The organism is Desulfoluna sp. HI9BLuna, assembly GCF_056829775.1.
In genome coordinates this window covers 2,048,671-2,067,046 of sequence record NZ_CP186555.1, presented here as the reverse complement: position 1 = coordinate 2,067,046, position 18,376 = coordinate 2,048,671, and the positions used below count along the sequence as shown (strand labels likewise).

16 protein-coding genes are annotated in these 18,376 nt (G+C 56.3%); 10 read left to right on the top strand and 6 right to left on the bottom strand.

The genetic code is table 11. From position 1 onward, the window contains the following. Nucleotides 1-10 precede the first annotated feature (10 nt). The 4 genes from hydG to hydF all read left to right on the top strand — a co-directional run bounded on the left by hydG (nucleotide 11) and on the right by hydF (nucleotide 6,216). Complete coding sequence (gene hydG / locus ACOYW0_RS08300) at nucleotides 11-1,423, top strand: [FeFe] hydrogenase H-cluster radical SAM maturase HydG (protein WP_482418059.1); 1,413 nt, start codon at nucleotides 11-13, stop codon at nucleotides 1,421-1,423. A 590-nt stretch (nucleotides 1,424-2,013) separates the two neighbouring features. Continuing rightward, entirely contained in the window at nucleotides 2,014-3,468 is a 1,455-nt protein-coding gene (locus ACOYW0_RS08295) for an aspartate ammonia-lyase (RefSeq protein ID WP_482418058.1), read from the top strand. After that, the gene (hydE, locus tag ACOYW0_RS08290) at nucleotides 3,465-4,466 is read left to right on the top strand and encodes a [FeFe] hydrogenase H-cluster radical SAM maturase HydE (RefSeq protein ID WP_482418057.1); all 1,002 of its coding nucleotides are present in this window, start codon (nucleotides 3,465-3,467) and stop codon (nucleotides 4,464-4,466) included. The genes ACOYW0_RS08295 and hydE overlap by 4 nt, the downstream gene beginning before the upstream one ends. A gap of 538 nt (nucleotides 4,467-5,004) precedes the next feature. Next, entirely contained in the window at nucleotides 5,005-6,216 is a 1,212-nt protein-coding gene (gene hydF, locus ACOYW0_RS08285; RefSeq protein ID WP_482418056.1) for a [FeFe] hydrogenase H-cluster maturation GTPase HydF, read from the top strand. A 405-nt stretch (nucleotides 6,217-6,621) separates the two neighbouring features. Here the strand turns inward: hydF and ACOYW0_RS08280 are convergent, their stop codons facing one another. The 4 genes from ACOYW0_RS08280 to ACOYW0_RS08265 form a co-directional block, all read right to left on the bottom strand. Further along, on the bottom strand, nucleotides 6,622-7,119 hold the full coding sequence (locus ACOYW0_RS08280; protein WP_482418055.1) for a hypothetical protein: 498 nt from the start codon (nucleotides 7,117-7,119) through the stop codon (nucleotides 6,622-6,624). Nucleotides 7,120-7,386: 267 nt separating this feature from the next. Further along, nucleotides 7,387-7,548 (bottom strand): hypothetical protein, encoded by a 162-nt coding sequence (locus ACOYW0_RS08275; protein WP_482418054.1) that lies wholly within the window; start codon nucleotides 7,546-7,548, stop codon nucleotides 7,387-7,389. Nucleotides 7,549-7,756: 208 nt separating this feature from the next. Next, nucleotides 7,757-8,749: a DUF3795 domain-containing protein gene (locus ACOYW0_RS08270; protein ID WP_482418053.1), complete on the bottom strand. Its 993-nt coding sequence runs from the start codon at nucleotides 8,747-8,749 to the stop codon at nucleotides 7,757-7,759. Next, nucleotides 8,746-9,432 (bottom strand): class I SAM-dependent methyltransferase, encoded by a 687-nt coding sequence (locus ACOYW0_RS08265; protein WP_482418052.1) that lies wholly within the window; start codon nucleotides 9,430-9,432, stop codon nucleotides 8,746-8,748. Before ACOYW0_RS08265 ends, ACOYW0_RS08270 begins: the two co-directional genes overlap by 4 nt. 324 nt (nucleotides 9,433-9,756) lie before the next feature. Here ACOYW0_RS08265 and ACOYW0_RS08260 point away from each other — a divergent pair, with 324 nt between their 5' ends. After that, entirely contained in the window at nucleotides 9,757-10,206 is a 450-nt protein-coding gene (locus ACOYW0_RS08260; protein ID WP_482418051.1) for a PaaI family thioesterase, read from the top strand. A 48-nt stretch (nucleotides 10,207-10,254) separates the two neighbouring features. Here the strand turns inward: ACOYW0_RS08260 and ACOYW0_RS08255 are convergent, their stop codons facing one another. After that, nucleotides 10,255-10,881 carry a DUF3786 domain-containing protein gene (locus tag ACOYW0_RS08255; RefSeq protein WP_482418050.1) on the bottom strand — a complete coding sequence of 209 codons (627 nt, stop codon included), beginning with the start codon at nucleotides 10,879-10,881 and terminating at the stop codon, nucleotides 10,255-10,257. Between the two features lie 292 nt (nucleotides 10,882-11,173). Here ACOYW0_RS08255 and ACOYW0_RS08250 point away from each other — a divergent pair, with 292 nt between their 5' ends. Together ACOYW0_RS08250 and ACOYW0_RS08245 are read left to right on the top strand one after the other, a co-directional pair. After that, nucleotides 11,174-11,923, top strand: a complete 750-nt coding sequence (locus ACOYW0_RS08250) for a Rossmann-like domain-containing protein (protein WP_482418049.1) — start codon at nucleotides 11,174-11,176, stop codon at nucleotides 11,921-11,923. 238 nt (nucleotides 11,924-12,161) lie between these two features. Then, a complete protein-coding gene (locus tag ACOYW0_RS08245) occupies nucleotides 12,162-14,912 on the top strand; it encodes an exo-rhamnogalacturonan lyase family protein (protein ID WP_482418048.1) in 2,751 nt (916 codons plus the stop codon). Between the two features lie 305 nt (nucleotides 14,913-15,217). Here the strand turns inward: ACOYW0_RS08245 and ACOYW0_RS08240 are convergent, their stop codons facing one another. Then, nucleotides 15,218-15,976: an aspartate/glutamate racemase family protein gene (locus ACOYW0_RS08240; RefSeq protein ID WP_482418047.1), complete on the bottom strand. Its 759-nt coding sequence runs from the start codon at nucleotides 15,974-15,976 to the stop codon at nucleotides 15,218-15,220. A gap of 246 nt (nucleotides 15,977-16,222) precedes the next feature. On the opposite strand from ACOYW0_RS08240, the gene ACOYW0_RS08235 reads away from it, so the two are divergent. From ACOYW0_RS08235 to ACOYW0_RS08225, 3 genes are all read left to right on the top strand, one after another. After that, complete coding sequence (locus tag ACOYW0_RS08235) at nucleotides 16,223-16,417, top strand: hypothetical protein (RefSeq protein WP_482418046.1); 195 nt, start codon at nucleotides 16,223-16,225, stop codon at nucleotides 16,415-16,417. Between the two features lie 302 nt (nucleotides 16,418-16,719). After that, nucleotides 16,720-17,457, top strand: a complete 738-nt coding sequence (locus tag ACOYW0_RS08230) for a sulfite exporter TauE/SafE family protein (protein WP_482418045.1) — start codon at nucleotides 16,720-16,722, stop codon at nucleotides 17,455-17,457. Between the two features lie 334 nt (nucleotides 17,458-17,791). Continuing rightward, entirely contained in the window at nucleotides 17,792-18,343 is a 552-nt protein-coding gene (locus ACOYW0_RS08225; protein WP_482418044.1) for a hypothetical protein, read from the top strand. Nucleotides 18,344-18,376: the final 33 nt, after the last annotated feature.

Genomic DNA, 18,376 nt, shown 5'->3' with positions numbered 1-18,376 from the left:
GATGGATGAAATGACGTATGACCCTGAGCACCCCGAGGATTTTATCGATGCGGCGAGCATCTGGAATCACATAGAAACAGCAAGCAACCCGGCACCTGAGAGGGTCCGGGAGGTCCTGGCCAAAGCCGGTGAGATGAAAGGGCTGACCCTTGAAGAGTCAGCGGTTCTTCTCGCCTGCGAAGACAGCGGCCTGGACGACGAGATTTTCGCCACGGCAAAGAGGGTCAAAGAGAGCATCTACGGGAACCGTATGGTGCTCTTCGCGCCTTTGTACATCACCAACGAGTGCTGCAACTGCTGCAGCTACTGCGGGTTCAACGCCACGAACAAGGAGCTGACCCGTCGAACCCTCACCATGGATGAGATCAAGGACGAGGTGAGGGTATTGGAAGACCAGGGCCATAAGCGCCTGCTGCTGGTCTACGGCGAGCACCCCCGGTTCGGCGCCGAATGGATGAAAGAGACCGTGGAAGCGGTCTACGCCACCCAGTCGGAAAAGAGCGGAGAGATCCGCCGCGTCAACATCAACTGCGCGCCCCTGTCCGTCGAGGGCTTCAAGACCCTGGCCTCCGCCGGTATCGGCACCTACCAGTGTTTTCAGGAAACCTACCACCGGGAAACCTACGCCAAGGTTCACCTCAAGGGCAAAAAGACCGATTTCCTCTGGCGACTCCACGCCATGCACCGGGCCATGGAAGGCGGCATCGACGACGTGGGCATGGGGGCGCTCTTCGGCCTCTTTGATCATCGATTTGAACTCCTGGCCCTGCTTGCCCACGCCCAGCAGCTGGAAGCAGACACCGGGGTCGGCCCCCACACCATCTCCTTTCCGCGCATCGAGCCTGCCCTGGGTTCCGAGATGTCCACCAACCCTCCCGATGTGATCACCGACCACCGCTTTAAAAAGATCGTGGCCATCACGCGCCTGGCCGTTCCTTACACCGGCCTCATCATGAGCACCCGCGAAACCAGGGAGCTTAGGCGCGAGCTTATGGAACTCGGCGTCTCTCAGATGAGCGCCGGGTCCCGCACCTACCCCGGAGCCTACTCCGACCCCGAATACGATCGCCCCGACGTTCAGCAGTTCTGCCTCGGCGACAACCGCTCCCTGGACGAAGTGATCCGCGAAATGGCGGAAAACGGCTTTACCCCCTCCTGGTGCACGGCCTGCTACCGCAAAGGGCGCACCGGCGACCACTTCATGGGCCTTGCCAAGCAGGGTTTTATCCAGGAGTTCTGCATCCCCAACGCCCTGTTGACCCTGCGCGAGTACCTGAGCGACTACGCCAGCCCCGAAACCCGGGCCGCAGGCGAAGCCCTTCTGGCCAAGAGCGAAGAGACCATGGCCCAGCGCAAGTGCGGCAAAGAGTTCTCCAAGCTCTTAAAGCGCGTCACCGACGGTGAGAGGGATCTGTATTTTTAAATGTCGCTGGTGCCTCCGGCGGCAAGGTGGGGGCACCTTGAACCCTGTGGAGGATGCACGGACGTCGTGGTTATGCGATTGTTGCCGGGGCATTCGCGTGGCATGTGATATCCGGCAACTGTTTTTGCAGGAGAAGATCGTGTCACTCGCTCCCAGGCTCTGCCTGGGAGTGTCGATGGCAAGGCTCCGCCTTGCCGTGTGAAGCATAGCGGCATAGCGGATAAAACGTACAGGGGAAAACGGCTTCAAGCATGGAGGCAGAGCCTCCGTGGATCATTCCCAGGCAGAGCCTGGGAACGAAACCTGAGACAGGGCAATGCCCACTGCCGTCGGAGATACTCCGCCCAAGGTTTTACAGAGCTTGCGGCAATGCCCGAATAGTCGCCAGCGTTGGTGGCGGGCGCAGCCCGCGGCGAACGCCATAGCGATTTTCCCTGAGGAACGAAGGGGAAATCGCTATGGCAATATGCTTTCGAGGTGGCACACCTCGCCGCCGGAGGCATGTTTTTGGCTTTTTGGTCTGGGCCTTGTGGTTCTGTATCGGGCACAGAGGGCAAACGAAAAAAACGACACAACGGTGGATACCTTAGATGACAGATGCCATGGACGTGACATGTCCTGACACACGGATAGAGGCGGACAGCCTGGGGGAGGTGGCGGTGCCTGCCTCGGCGTATTGGGGTGCGCACACCCGGCGAGCCCTGGACCATTTCCCTTCGTCGGGTCAGAGGATTCCTGCGCCCTTTGTTCGGGCCCTGGCCCTGGTGAAGCGGGCCTGTGCCGAAACCAACGTTTCTCTGAAGTACCTGGACGCCTCCGTGGGGGAGGCCATTTGCGCTGCCTGCGACGAGCTGGCCCAAGGGGACTTGGGGCTTCAGATTGTGGTGGATCCTTTCCAGGGCGGGGCAGGCACCTCCACCAACATGAACGTCAATGAGGTGATCGCCGGGCGGGCAGCGGAGCTGCTCGGATCGCACCGGGGGGACCGCGAGCTTGTTTCGCCCCTGGATCATGTGAACCTCCATCAGTCCACCAACGACGTGTACCCCACGGCCCTGAAGGTGGCGGCGCTGTTTCTCCTGAAAGAGCTGGAGACGGAAACCGGCCACCTGCAGCAGGCATTTCAACTGAAAGAGACCGCGTTTTCCTCGGTGGTGAAACTGGGGCGCACCCAGATGATGGACGCCGTGCCCATGACCCTGGGCATGGAGTTCGGCGCCTTTGGCGAGGCCATCGCCCGGGATCGCTGGCGGGTGTTCAAGTGTCGGGAGCGGCTCAAGCAGGTAAACTTGGGCGGCACGGCCGTGGGAACGGGGCTGGGCGCTCCGAGGGCGTATATCTTTAAAGTGGTGGAGCGTCTCAAGGCCCTGGCCGGCGTGGTCATCGCCCGGTCGGAGAACCTGGTGGACGCCACCCAGAACCTCGACTCCTTTGTGGAGGTCTCCGGTATCCTCAAGGCCTACGCCGCCAACCTGGTGAAGATCGCCTCGGACCTGCGGCTGTTGAGCAGCGGTCCCCACGGCGGCCTGGGGGAGATCAACCTGCCGCCTCGCCAGGCGGGTTCCTCCATCATGGCCGGGAAGGTGAATCCGGTGATCCCGGAGGCGGTGATCCAGGTGGGCCTGCGCACCATGGCCAACGATCAGATGATCGGGGCCGCAGCCTCCATGGGCCAGCTGGACTTAAACCACCTTATGCCCCTGGTGGCCCACGGGCTGCTGGAGTCCCTCACCCTGTTAAACGGAGCGGTAAAAAGCTTTCGGGTTTTCTGTGTGGAGGGGATTACCCCCAACGCCGAGGCCTGCAAGGCCCACGTGACGGCAAGCGACACCCTGCTTACGGCCCTGGTCCCCTTTATCGGGTATGACCGGGTGGCCGGGCTGGTGGAAAAGGCACGGACCACGGGGCATTCGGTTGCTGACCTTGTGGTGGAAGAGGGCGTGCTGAGCAGCGAGCAGGTGGCGGCGGTTCTTTCTCCCAAGCGCATGCAGAAGCTGGGCTTTGACGCAGCAGATGAAGCCCTCTTCAAAGGAGAGCAATCATGACCAGAGACGAGATTCTTGCCTATCTGCAAGGAAAGGACGATGCCGGGCTTTTTGCCGGGGCACGGGCTGTTCGGCGCGAAATCTTCGGGGATGAGATCTATTTAAGGGGCATCGTGGAGTTTACCAGCTTTTGCCGGTGCCGCTGCAACTACTGCGGGCTTCGGGCGCCCAACGACGAGGTGTTTCGCTACCGGCTCACCGAAGAAGAGATCCTGGACGCCGTGGACGAACTGGCCGCCCTGGGCCTTCCCACGGTGGTGCTCCAGGGCGGGGAAGACCCCCATTACGATGCGGCCTTTATCGGGCGCATTATCGAAAGCATCAAGGCGAACCATGGCATCGCCGTGACCCTCTCCCTGGGAGAACGGGGTGCCGAGGCCTTTTCCCATTGGCGGGAGTGCGGGGCCGATCGTTACCTCCTGAAGATGGAGACCCTGGGTGAATCCCTTTACGGCACTTACCGGCCCGGGTGCGATTTCCACCAGCGCCTGGCAGGGGTCCGCACCCTTCAGCGGCTGGGCTACGAAGCAGGCTCCGGCATCATCACCGGCCTGCCCGGCATGACCCCGGAGACCCTGGCGGACGATATCCTGGCCGTTACCGATCTGGCGTTGGACATGATCTCCGCCGGCCCCTTTGTGCCCCATCCCCAGACCCCCTTCGGCACCGAGAATCCCGGCGACCCCCAGCTTGCCCTGCGAACCATGGCCATCTTGAGGCTCCTCAACCCCTATGCCAACATCCCGGCCACCAGCGCCCTGGAAACCGTCCGGGAAGAGGGCAGAAAACAGGGCATCGACGCCGGAGCCAACGTGCTCATGTTCTCCGTTACCCCGGCCTCGGTGCGGAAAAACTACGCCATCTACCCGGGCAAAAACCAGGAGACCCGCACCGCCGCCCACACCGTGCAAAACGCCCGGGAACTCATTCGGAGCATGGGGCTTTCCCCATCCTCAAGCCTTGGAGGATCCAAGGTTTCTAAAAAAAGGGCGGGGTAGAGCGTTTGGTGAGGTTGGGCATGGAAAAGGAAAAACGCCTCCGGCGGCAAGGTGGGGGCACCTTGAAACCCTATGGCAAATGCATGGAGACCGTTGTTAAGCGGGTGTTGCCGGGGCATTTGCGTGACGTGTGACGTTTTGCTGGCACCTCTGCAGGAGATGCCTATGTTATTTTTTTGTACGAAGTTCGGGCCTTGGTTATCGTTTGGGCTGCGACTTTCAAAAAAAACTGAAAAAAATCGACCGAAACGGAGCGCCGCACTCCCGTGCGGCTTTTTAGTCCGTCGTTACTCGTACCGCACAGGAGTGCGGCGCTCCAGGGGCAGGTGGGGCGGGGTATGATGTAAATACGACCATGGCCCAAACGAAGATCAATGCCGAATTTTGTTTGAAAGGCGGATGTGATTTGACCCGAGGAACGAGGGGCAAAGCGCATCCGCCACCTGCTTTCAAGGTGGCACACCTTGCCGCCGGAGGCTGATTTTTTTTAAAAAAAACTCAGGGAAAGCGTTTCTGTTTTAATATGAGGGAGTAAGAGATGTCTGTGAAAGCACCCAAGGGGGTTCGCTTGGTGATTACGCTCACCGGGCGCCGCAATGCGGGAAAATCATCGCTCATCAACGCCATCTGCGGGGAGGAGATCGCCATTGTCTCGGAGATGCCCGGCACCACCACAGACCCGGTGGCCCGGCACCATGAGCTGCTGCCTTTGGGGCCGGTGACCTTTTACGACACCGCGGGCCTGGATGACGAGGGTGCCCTGGGTGAGCTGAGGATCCAGGCGGCCAGGAAGGTGCTGTTCCGGACGGACGTGGCCGTGGTGGTGGCCGGTGAAGAGGGGATCACGGACTATGAAAAAGAGATCATCGCCGAGCTCCGCCGCATGGACATCTCCTTTCTGGTGGCCCTGAACAAAAGGGACCTGCGGGATGAGACCGAGGCTGATATCCGGTGGTGTGCCGAGGAGGGCATCAAGGCCCTGGCCGTCTCTGCCAACGGCGGGGACGGGGTGCGGGAGCTCAAGGAGGCCCTCATTGCCCTGGCCCCCGCAGAGTTCCGCGAGGAGCCTCTTCTGGTGCGGGATCTTGTGAACGAAGGGGACTGGGTGGTCTGCGTGGTGCCCATCGACTTGGCGGCTCCCAAGGGGCGCCTGATCCTGCCCCAGGTGATGGTGCTGCGAGATATCCTGGATGCCGACGCCGTGGGGTTGGTGGTCAAGGAGCGGGAGGTGGAAGAGACCCTCTCCAACATGGGCAAGAAACCGGCGCTGGTTATCACCGATTCCCAAGCGGTCCTCAAGGTGGCCGCGGACGTGCCGGAGGATGTCCCCTTTACCACCTTTTCTACGCTCATGGCGCGGTACAAAGGGGACCTTGAGGCCCTGGTGGAAGGCGCCGACATGCTGGACAAGCTCAAGGACGGGGACACCATCCTCATGGGCGAGGCATGCTCCCATCACGAGGTGGCCGACGACATCGGCCGGGTGAAAATTCCCCGCTGGATCACCCAGTACACCGGTCTGGACCTCAACTTTGAGTTTTACGCCGGCAACGATTTTCCCGAAGACCTGGAAAAATACGCCCTGGCTGTCCACTGCGGGGGCTGCATGCTCAACCGCACGGCCATGCTCCGGCGCGTCCGCGAGTGCCGAAGACGGGGCGTGCCCATCACCAACTACGGGGTGGCCATCTCCAAGGTCCAGGGACTCTTGGATCGCGTGATCAGGCCCTTTGGGCTGGCCGGGGAGTAACTTCCCTGCACATGGGGCTAAAAAGCCTCCGGCGGCCCTGCCGGGGGCCAAACTTTTAGAAAGTTTGACAAACAGGTCATAAGCAGGGCTTCCAGGCTCTGCCGAAATAATTTTGCCAGTTTCGCCCCCACCCTTCGTGTTGATCGCCCTGAAGGGCTATCAACACGAAGGGTGGGGGCATTAAGATAGTTTTTTGAGGCTTGTCACGCCGAAGGCAGGCTGAATAGTAACAAAAGATGGAGCGCCGCACGCCCGTGCGGCAGACGTTCCGCCCATGCAAAAAAGCCGCACAGGAGTGCGGCGCTCCACACGAGAATCCTTCGGGGCAAATCACTGCGGCATAAATCAGGTGCTTCCCTTATAACCTATTATCTATCCCCTGTTATTGCCTCTGACCTGTTTTTCCTATTCCCCCACCTTATACCCCACATACCCCTCGTGGTAGAACTCCAGACAAAATCCCTTTTCCGGGCAGACAACCCACAAGTCTTCGCATTCGTCGGTAAACAGGTGGGTGTGGCTAATCACCGACCGGGCCTCAAGGCTCAGGCAAGGGGTGTCGGCATTGCCGAAAATCACGGTGACCGTATCGTTCGGTGAGAGGTGTTCCGAGATGATGCCTGCGATCAACCGTTCTTTTTCCTCGTCTTCGATATAGGGGCAGGTGGTGCTTCCCGGCACCTTGGTCCAGTCGATACCGGAAAACACCACGGGAAAATGGTCGAAGATCCACCCAACGGCCTTGCGGTCCAGGTGGACGGCAAAGGAGACATTCAGGGCCTTCAGGCTGGCTGCAAGGTCCTCAATGAGGGCCATGCGCCGTTCCCGCTCCAGTCGTGCCTTGAGTTCTTTACGCCTTTGGAGCAGCTCTTCCCGGCTGGGGGGCGGGCCTTGTTTGGTCACGATACATCTCCTTGCCCGGATATTTCACGAGTCGAGTGCACCCATATTCAAGGCATCAGAGCTGCAGATGTAGTGGTTTACCTCAAAGCTCTGATAACGCAGAAGATGGGTGCACTCGGCTCGCCCGAAGGGTGAGAAAATCAAACAGCTAACGTCGATTTACATTTTGTATTTTCAAAACAGTTGACATTTTTATTGTAACAATTCGAAAAAATAGTATTTTTCTTTTGTTTGGTTGTTTTCTCATGAAATATCCGGGCTTGGGGGTTACGGGCGCAGCTCCTTGAGCCATCGTTTAAGCAGGCAAAAGACCACCACCCATACCAGGAAGGAAAGGAAAAAAGAGATAAACCCTTTGTGCTCTCCAAATAACCCGGAGACCGTGTAGGCAGAGGCGCTTGCGGCAAGCATGGCAAACAGTGTGGGCATGTGTTTCAGCTCCTGTTGGTAAATGATTGGGACTTAGCCGGAAAAGGGTAATGCCTCCGGCGTCCAAACGTTTGATTAACAGGTCTTAGTCCAGCATTTCGAGTTTTCGCCGAGACAATTCAGATATTTTTTCATCAGAAACGGTTTTTGCGGAGCTTTTTTTCAAAAAAGCGACCCGCCGGAGGCATCCTGAACAGTTGCGAGGTTTTTACTTCTGTTGCCAGATATAAAACGGCTCCCTGAAGGCAATCCAGTTCTGGGGGCCGTATTGTCTGATGGCCCGGAGATTGTTTTTGGGCATTTCTCCGCACCGGGGCTCCAGCAGGTCGAATTTGTCGCAGGCGTCCACCTCGTCACACTCCCAGCACCCTTCATATTTTCTTGAAAGACAGCACTCCATAATTTTACAGGGTGTCCCTGAGCACCCGCCTCCTACCCGACAGGGCTTTTTGCACCCGGACTCCGCCAGTGCGACGAGGACCTCCGAGAACTTGCCGTAGTGAGAAAAATTAGCTCCGAAGGGTGAGTCCACGGCCGCGTACTCGTGGAAGGCCACCTTTTCGAGTTCCTCTTTCAGGTGTTGTGCATGGGCTTCGAATCGGTTGTTGTACCGGATGCAGTCCGGGCAATAGATGCCGCAATAGGCTGTTTCGGCAATTCCACCGGTGAGCCAGTGGATGTAGCTGGCGTAGGCGTCTTTATGAAAGTTGAGGGAGGCAGGGTTCATGAACCCGTGGAGATATTGAGAGCGGTGAACCCGGACGTTTTCTTTACCGGATAGATCGTCGGCAAGCTCGGCCACCGAAAAGCGGGGCTCTTCTCTGGCAAAGACGAGGTCCGTGGGTACCGCCGGGTTGACGGTGCGCCAGTTCCTGATTTGTGAGCCGTAGAAGCAGACCACCCGGCGGACTTTTTCGGAGGTAACGGCTTCGGAAAGGCGCCAGGCGGCCGATGCTCCCGCGCTGAACCCAATAAGAGTCACAGGGCCGGGTGTGTCATCGATTTTCTTTGAGAGGATCTCACAATAGCGATCCAGGCCGACATTCTCGGTGAAGTACTGGTAGGCGGCGGATTCTTCTTTGAACTCCATGAAGAGCCCGCAGTATGGGTCGACGATCTCGACGTTCCCAGGCAGCTCGTCTCCGAGCTCTCCAAGGGCCGATGTCCTTCCGAAAATGTCCGACACAAGGATGGTGCTCATAACTTTGGGTATTCCTTTGCTGGGGTGGTCTCCCGGTTTTCCGGCTTTTTTGCGATGATCTGGAAGATGGTGGCCTTGTTTCCGTTCATGGTGGAAACCTCAATGGGTTGCTCCCGGATACGTTGAAAGGGGGCGAGCAACTGGTGGATCCAGGCCATGTCATGGTGCCGGACCACAGCTCCTTCGGGAAGCCCGAAGACACCGTACTTCCCGTATTCGGCTTCATGCTGTCGGTATCTGTCGGTGTTTCTTTCATCGTTTTGCAGGGGGTAATCGCTGAGGTAGAGGATGCCTCCGGGTCGAAGGACCCGGAAGATTTCACTGATCACCTGCCGCTGGCCTGCGTCTGTGGGAATGCAGGTCAAGACGGCCAGGAGGGTGCACGCGGAAAACGAGTGACTGGGAAAGGGCAGGGTTTCGGCGTCGGCATGCCGCAGGTCAAGGGCCGGGTTTTCGGCAAGGCCCCTTTTAATCATCTGGCAAGAGATATCGACTCCGGTGACGTTGCTGTACCCGTTTTCCGTGAGCTGGGCGCAGGTGCGCCCGTACCCGCAGCCGTAATCAAGGATTTTCTCATCCGGTCGCACCCATGTTCGGAGTGTGTCCACATCAACGGGGTGGGAAAAGGTCTTTGTCGGGGCAACGCTGTCCCAGTAGGCTGTCTGAACGTCAATCGGGTTCATGGCTTTTTTCCCTCGCGCATGGGATGGTTCATAGCAAATCTCCGTCATTCAGGCTGTTATGGGATTAAGATTGAGTTATTCTCACGTTTTATAGTATTTATGGCCGATGGAGGATCACTCGGTTTTTCCCAGTGTCATGTGTCCAGATAGGCCCTCATTCGAAGGATGAGAAAATCGAGTAGAAAATGTTGAATTACATTGTGCGTTTTTGGAATGCCTCATTTTTCTCAACAGCCAAGTGTAATAACAATTTTATTGTTTTAACAAGATCGTTTTCTCATGAAATATCCGTGCTTGAGGTTAACGATGAGACAAGGAGGTTCCGTGAGCCCCACCGATCACTACCGTTCCCTGGAACGAATGTATGCAGCCGCCCCGTTGAACATGGCGTTTTATCACCCGACCATGACCGTCGGGGAAGGCAAGGCCACCATTGAGATGGTGCTTGCCGAGCACCATCATCACTCAGCCGGTGCCGCCCATGGGTCCGTCTACTTCAAGATGCTGGACGACGCCGCATTTTTCGCGGCCAACTCCCTTGAGCATGAGACCTTTGTCCTGACCAGCTCTTTTACCACCTATTTGCTGAGGCCCGTTGTGCAGGGTACTTTACGCTCCGAAGGCCGTGTGGTCAATATCGGCAGGAGTCAGTTTATCGCAGAATCTGTCCTTTATGATGAAAAGGGACGGGAAGTCGGCAGGGGGAACGGGGTGTTTGTCAAGGGCAGGACGCCCCTTTCCGAGGCTACAGGGTATGGACCGCCCGCCCCCTGAACCGGGGCCCAGGGGGGCGGCACATCTTCAATGGGCAACGGGAGGACGTTACAGGTAATCCAGGGAAACCCCCTTGAGCCGGGCGGCCAGTGTGGAGCCCACCATGGCAAGGCATTCCATGTCCAGGTAGGTCGATGCGTTTTGTTGAAACAGCAGGGTGGCCTGGGCCGGGAAGTCTTCGTCTGCATCGTTAAAGAGGAGAACCACAGGGACCCGGGGCAGGGCCTGGAAGCGAAAGGCGAGCTCGCATGAGACATCCGTGGCAAAGGGCTGGCCACCGATGGTATGGCATTGCTGCTCTAAGGCTTCCACGGCTCCTTCGAAATGGGCAGAGATGGGGCGGGACGCCGTGTTTCTGAACCCGGTCACATAGGGCACGGCATCTTTGAAGTCTTTGTACGTCACCAAAGAGGCATCCTCGGACGGGCTTTCGGGGCACAGCAGCAGGTATTTGCACACTACGACCCAGGTGATGTGATTGGCCTCTTTCCCAGTCTCATCGGATACGGCATGGGGTGTCACGGTGTATGTCCTATCGAAAAACGGGATACGCCATGTGGTTTCACCGGCGGTGATGCCCAATGTCTCGGCGATGTTCGGGGCCCCTTCAAGGGCCTCCACCTGACGGAGATAATCCTTTTTGATCTGATCAAATACGGGAGCTTTTTCAGCCATGGTGATGCCTCCGTTTGCTTTGTGAAGGGGTGTCTCAAAACCATGATGTCTGATTTTGTTGTCTTGGGGCATGCCTTTCTTTGGGTGGGGATGTCTTTATTATATACAGATGGTTATCACAAGGTGTTGGTGGGGGCAAGTCATGTGGGGCTGTAAAAGGTGGTCCCATTTCTTTTTGGGCTTGATGTTTGCAACAAATTCTCTTGTTGTGTAATGTAGATATTTGGTTCGCAGTGAGCCGGGATATTTCATGCAGTGCCCGGAACGAGAGAAAAGCGAGCAGAAAATGTGAATGACATCTTTAGAAAAGGACGACGAGATCCCCATGAACTTATTTGACGAATTGCGCGTTGCCTTAGGGCGGGAGATCAGTGCTCACAAGCTTTCAGGGCAACGGATCCAGGTGAGATGCAAGGCCCTTTCGGCCAAAGAGGCCATCGGAACACCCGAGCACGATGACTACCCCATCATCAAGGGCAGGGAGGTGATGGTGGAGGCGGAGTTCGGCGGTGCCAAGGGCCAGGCCTTTGCCGATGAGTACGAACAGGCCGATTACTCAGTGGACGACCTGATGACCATGCCCCTTGACTCCAACAGCAAACGGGCCAGCTTTGTGGCGGGGCTCAACGCAGTGTACCGGTACCTGAACCTCTGCGAGAAGACGGTACACTGCAGGGACGCCGAACCCATGGAGTGTGCGGGCCATGTGGCAGAAGCCGTTGCCCCGGGCCAAAAGGTACTCCTTGTGGGGCATCAGCCCCGGTTCCTGGAAAACCTTGCCGCTCAATGTACTGTCCGGGCCGTGGACATGGATGAGGGCAACATAGGCACCGCGTTTTCCGGGGTGGTTATCGAGTCGCCGGAGATGACGGCAGACGCGATTTCCTGGTGCGATACGATTTTTGCCACGGGCTCAACCCTGGTCAACGGTTCCCTGCCGATATTCCTGAACCGGGGCAAACCCGTTGTGTTTTACGGAGTTACCGTTTCGGCGGCAGCCAGGATACTTAATCTGAACACCTATTGCCGGTGCGGCCATTGAAACGGACGACGCTGATTTGACCTGATACTTTGGTGCGCCCCCCCATCCTTAGGCTTCTTATATTTATCAAACTTGTTAGGAGTGCATGGTGATGGCGTTGTTACGGTGTGAACTGGTGGGGCGTGTCTTGTGCTGTTTATTCATGGTGTTCTGTGTCGCCGGAGTGGCACCTTTTCAAGGGGTGTGCGGTATTAATCCGGCTGTTAAGATTCTTGTTCATGAGGTCCTTCCGGAAGGCGTGGCGGGCATAAAAAGAGTCCAGGCAATTTCATCCTTCGGCATTCCCTTAGACAGGTCAAATGGTGTTCGATCCATCGGCGAGCTGGGTCTTGTGGGGGCATCCGATTATCAATTTCGAGCGCTTCACAGGTACCCAGACGGCGCCATTCAGTGGGTGCTTGTGGATACCCTGGCGTCTGTTGAGGCAGGCGGCAACAAGGTAATCTGGCTCACCAATGGTTCCGGCAACAGTGCAGGGCCTCACCTTGCCGTGGACGGTTCTGATCGTATTACGGTGAATACGGGTACTGCCCGGTTTGTGATCAGGAAGACAAACTACAATGTGTTTGACTCCGTGGTTGTGGATGGGATCCCGTTTTTGCGGGGTACGGGTGGGATTACGGCCGTCAGCGGATCAACCCGCTACTCGTCGGCCTTGGATAATGACTCCACAGCGGTCATCGAAGAAAACGGTCCCGTTAAAGCGGTGATCCGCTGTGACGGCCACCTTAAGCCTGAAAGCGGGCCGTGGCTTTTCGGCTACACCATGCGCATGTATTTTTACAAGAACACCGGCCGAGTAAGGCTTGACCTGATCATCAAAAACGCCGAGATAGCTTCCTATTCGGTGAAGCTCTTCGAGTCCATTCGCATTGAGCTGCCCTCCACGGTCTCTGCCCCCAATTATCTCTTTTCCACCGGCCCGGGGACGGAATCCCATGGCCCCATCAACGAAACCGCATACCTGTACCAGGGCTACAGCAGCCACAAATATATCCAGTACATTGGCGGCGCCTCCAAGCTCCGGGAGCGCCTGGTCCCCGATACGGGCCTTGAAGTCGCCAACGGAGGGGCGGTGATCCACCCCCTCGGGGACGAGACCCACCACAGCGAAGGGTTCGCGGCCATGTACTCGTCAGAAAAGCAGATCAACTGCGGGATCCGAAATCTTTACGGCATGTGGCCGGCTGGGTTCACCATGGAGGAAGACGGCGATCTGTTCATTGATATCTTCAGTCCGTGGAACTCAAAAGATGATATCGGGTTCGCCTTTTTTGCCCATGACAAACGGCAGGTGGTGCTGGAGTTTTCGAAAGAGGAAGATGCCCCGTTACCGAGAGAGACCTTTTACGCCATACAATACCCCCTCACCGGGCGGGCGGCATTTCAACACTACAGGGACACCGGAGCCGTCTATTACGAAAAGAGGCTCGCGACCCATGAAGAGACGCGGAGGTTCCTGGCCGAGATCGGGCTTGAAAACTATGAGATCTCCAATGTGGACAGCATGCGCAGGTATTATGCCTGGGGGCAGGCCGGGGGCTCCAATCAGTATGATGTCAATTTGTGCCAGTACCTTCACTATCTGCAGACCGGCAACGGTGGGGCGCTTCTGGCTGCCCAGAACATGGACCATCATAAAATGTTCGGGTCGACACGGCATGCGGATGATTTTGATTTCTATGCTGACGGCCCTGAGCTTTTTCCCAATGTAAATACGGTTATACCACCGGACCAGGAGAAGCTGTCATTTAATTACAAGCCCTTCGACAGAGAGCATTCTCATGATATCTCCGTCCCCATTGGCTATTTCCTTACAGGGGATGAGTCGTTCATGGACGGGTGGAAAGATCACGGGGAGTATACGCTCTACGATCAGGGCTCCGGCAAAGGGGCTGTAGGGAGTTATTACGATGGGACCACTTACGTGGGGTATCCCCGCGTGTTTTCGAGGGCGCTCAGGCGTGCCGGGGCCTTTGGTCTCTATGCAAGTACGGAGGTGTGGCGGGAGAAGATTTATCGCATTGTCCGTAATTTTATGAGCATGAGAGCAACGCCTTTAGACATCGACCAGAACGGATGGGATCTGGATCGTGGTTTTTTTTACATGAGCAAAGCCGGAAACTGTCCGGAGGGCCGCAGATGCAACAAGGTGTTCATGGCATACGATATCTTTCCGAATTCGTTCTGGACGTATCAACCTGAAAACTTCGACGATCCTTTGATGTATGAAGACTTTCGGGATTACCTTTTGGGGGACGCCTACCATTGCCTGAGAGAGATCATTCCGCTGGAGCATCAGGTCTACATATTGTCCCTGGATCTCGCCAATGAGTCCGATGATAGTGGGGAGTATCCCTTTTCCTTCCTGATGGCCCTAGGGTACGAGATGACCGGGGACGACGCTTTTCTGGTACAGTACAAATCCCATTACAAAAGGATGCTGGTGGTGCAAAGCAAAGAACGGATCTACTCCCCCTATTCGTCAAGATTTATCTATGACTACTACAATCGAAACGTGGTCGCAGGCTATGTGGCCCCTGTGGGCAACGGTCGCGTGGACATGGGAAATTCCAGCGCGGCTTCCGTTGCGCGCCAGGGCTCCGTCTACACCCTCACGTGGAATGCTCCCATGGACGGGCTTCATGGGTACCAGATCAAGGTTGCTCCCGTTCCCATGGTGGAAAACCTCAATTTCAACCAGATGACCCGAACCTACCAATACGACCCGGGTATGTACAATAACTACTGGGCAGCGCTGAACGTGGCCAATGAACCGGCGCCGAAACAGAAAAGGGGAGACGTGGAGTCCGTCTCTGTGGACGTTGCGCAGGTCATCAGCGCGTACAATACCAGATATGGCTTGTCTGAGGGCGATCCTGCCTACCGTTCGTACGATCCTGGGACCGATTACTATTTCGCAGTGAAGTACAATAAAGTGGTCCCTGCTGATCACGAAAAGGTCATCCCCTCGTTGCCCTGCCCGTAAAGGGGAAAGTGACAACTTATATTTGGGCGTTGGCATTCGCCATAGGGTTTCAAGGTGCCCCCCGCCTTGACGCCGGAGGCAGCCAAGTTAAAGATGCCTCCGGTGGCTAAATTTTTGCCTGATTTTATATCGATGAGTTTAACAGTTAGGTTTTAAGGATAGATTCAGTTTAATCTGAATCAATGGCGAATGTGATTTCCCCTGAGGAACGAAGGGGAAAGCGCATTCGCAACCTGCTTTCGAGGTGGCACACCTCGCCGCCGGAGGCATTGCTTTTTTGCTTTATTTTTGAGCTGGGTTCGGTGTCAGGCGCCTTCCCCTTCTACAGCATACCGAAATGTGGCGTTGGCGTGGATCATGGTGGTGTTCAGGTAGAAAACACCATTGTGGTGGAAGGTTTCGCATTGCTCCTTGCCTTCAAAGGCCAGGGGAAGCTCGGTGCATGCCAGGCACACGACGCTTTGCTTTCCTTCCGTCTGATCACAGGACGCACGGACGACCTCATCAATGCGGGCGCTGCCATTGTCGCTTTTGCCTTTGAACAGTTCGGAGAGCAGCCCCGTTACCTTGGCTTTCAAGGCCGCTTCAGGTGGGGCGAATCCGTTGACCCCGTGTCGTTTGAGATAACCGGGGAAGATCCCGGAGTCCATGGTGGGCTCTGTTCCCAGAATGAGGCAGTCGGACACCCCATGGGCCTTGCATGTTGCGGCCACAGCCTCAAAAATGCTGAGCACCGGGATGCGCAGCCCTTTTGTAATGGCATCAAATCGATTGTGGGGCGTGTTGCTGGCAATGATGGCAAAGTCCACGCCGTTGTCTTCAAGCCTTTTCAGCGCCGTATGAAAGTAGGCATCGTAGGCCTTCCATGACTCCTCGTCACCAAAGGTGCCTCTCCGGTTGAACGAATAGTTGATATTCACCGATTCAATGCACATCTCCGGCATGGGGGACGGCCCCGGGAGCCCGGCGTCGGCATGGTGTTTCTGGCTCAACTCACAGATGGCTTTGTAGTATTCAACGGTTGCGGGCCAGGCGAGGCCGCCTAAGATGCCGATCTTTTTCATGTTCGGTTCCCTCCGGTTGGGTGTGCATGGACGTAACGTCAGAAAAGCGCATTCCAGCGACCTTGGCACATGTTGAGTAAATCGCCTTGGTGCGTGCTTCCTTCCTGATCATACAACGGTTTAGCACAGGCGCTGTTCCCGGACAAGGTGAAGAGGGGAGGCCTCCTAGAGCATGCCATGGCAAGCTCTGACGGTCATGGGTGCGCTTTGACATGGGCTATCTAAAGGGCTGATGGCAGCTACGATATGGCCCTTGTCTCCCACCCGGAATTTACCCAGACCTTTGAAGGCCAGAACCGGGGCAGTGACATCATGACAATGGGTATCGGCCTGGGAAGTTTTCTTTCAAGCCGTGTGCAGGCACGGGGCGGCGTGCTTTACTCTCTCAATGCCCATGGGGATGAGTGGGGGGCAGGGGGCAATCTTACCTACGCGTGGTGATGAATGGAAAAAGGAAAAGGGTGCCTCCGGCGGTCCTGCCGGAGGCAACTGATTTTTTAAATGCGTTGACCCTGCAGAGAGGCGCGGTTCGTCTGGTCAAGGTTGGAGAAGGTGTGATAGGGGCGTGTTCTGAATATTGTTTTGTTGTTACATATCCGGAAAAGAGATTTTCCCAAGTAATATCCGGGTTGGGATCAGAATTTACAAAAGGCCGGTAACACGGTAAAGAGTCGAGCGTCATCCCTGCATGGCATATTGGGCCACGGGGTGTTGGATTTTTTCTCCTTTTTAGGATGTGTTGTATGAATGATTACCTGATCATGGCCCTGTTTTGGGGCCTCGGCGGCCTTGTGAACGGCATCGCCGGTTTTGGCTGCGCCCTTGTTGCCACCCCCCTTGCCACCCAGTTTATCGAGCTTCCCATAGCGATCCCCGCCGGAACCATCATCGGCCTTGCCATGAACATGCAGATGGGGCTTACCTTTCGCAAATACGCAGACTGGGACCGGCTGCGACCGCTGATTTTCGGTGCCTTTCCCGGTGCCCTCACCGGCGTGACCCTCATGAAAAAACTCCCCGGCGATACCCTGAAACTCGCCATGGGGATTTTTCTTATCACCTACGCCCTCTGGGGCCTCTTCTTCGAAGGCGCGTCGCGGCGTGTGGTCTCCAAATACTGGGGCGTCCTTGCGGGCTTCTCCTCGTCGGCCATCGGTACCTCCTTCGGCATGGGCGGTCCCCCCACCATTGTCTATACCTCCCTGACCGGCTGGAAGCAGGAGCAGATCAAGGCAGGCATCGGCAGCTTTTTCATGTGTGCAGGCATCATCATGATCACGGCCCAGACCCTGGCAGGCCTCCAGAGCACCGCCTCCGTCACCCTTGCCATGGTGGCGGTTCCCTCTGCCGTCTCCGGCGGCTGGATCGGCATCCGTATCTCACGGCTCATCGGGGATTTTTCTTATCGGAAGATCCTCTTTTCCCTCCTGGGGGCCATGGGGTGTATGATCCTGTACAAAGCGACAATGGTGCTTTTGTAAGGCCATGCCTTCCACAGTCAACATCAGAAAAAAAAGCCTCCGGCGGCCCTGCCGGGGGCCAAACTTTTAGCCTGATTTATAAAACCGGGTTTGACAAACAGGTCTTAAGCAAGCCTTTCCAGGCTCCGCCGAAATAATTTCCACTTTTTCACATTAGAAACGTTTTTTGCGGAGCCTTTTTTCAAAAAAGCGACCCGCCGGAGGCATCTTTTTGGTTTTTACCCTGAGCCCTCTTGCCCCTGTCGTTCATCCGACTTTAATCATAGAAGGCCTGTTTTTGTATGTTTTACTTTTGCGCCGGTCCTAAGGCGGTACGGACGTTCTGGGAGTTTTTATGAAACAGGTGATTCTGGTTGCTGTGGTGATGTGTGTTTTGTCCCCCTTTGCCGTGGGCTATTGCCGGGAAAACAGCCCGGCTCTTGAATTTATATATGGAAACGGCCATGCCTTTACCGTAAGGACGCCTGAGGGCTGGGTATCGGACAGCCCCTCTGCCCGGGCGTTCGACCTCCTGTCTTTTTTCTGTCCTGCCCATGCCGTGACCAAGACCGAAACCTATCTCTATGCCCAGGCCTGGGACAAAGCAGACCGGTCCCAGACAATTCAAGACTTTATTGAGTCGGACCTCAACGATTTTAAAAACCAGCAACACAGCCTGGCCTTCACCAGAAAAAAATCGGCCATAAAGCCTCCGTGCATTGCCTCATGGCATTACACTTTTTCAGGCATTGACGGGGGGTACAGAGAGGATATCGTGTACGTGGAGACGGAGCACTCCTTTGCTGTGCTGGTGTATTCGTCAAACAGCAAAGCAAACTATGACAGGTACCTGCCTGGGTTCGACGGGTTTGTGCGGTCGTTTCACTTCAGGGATGCTGAAGAATAAAGTCTGGTGTAAAAAATATCTGATTTTATTTAA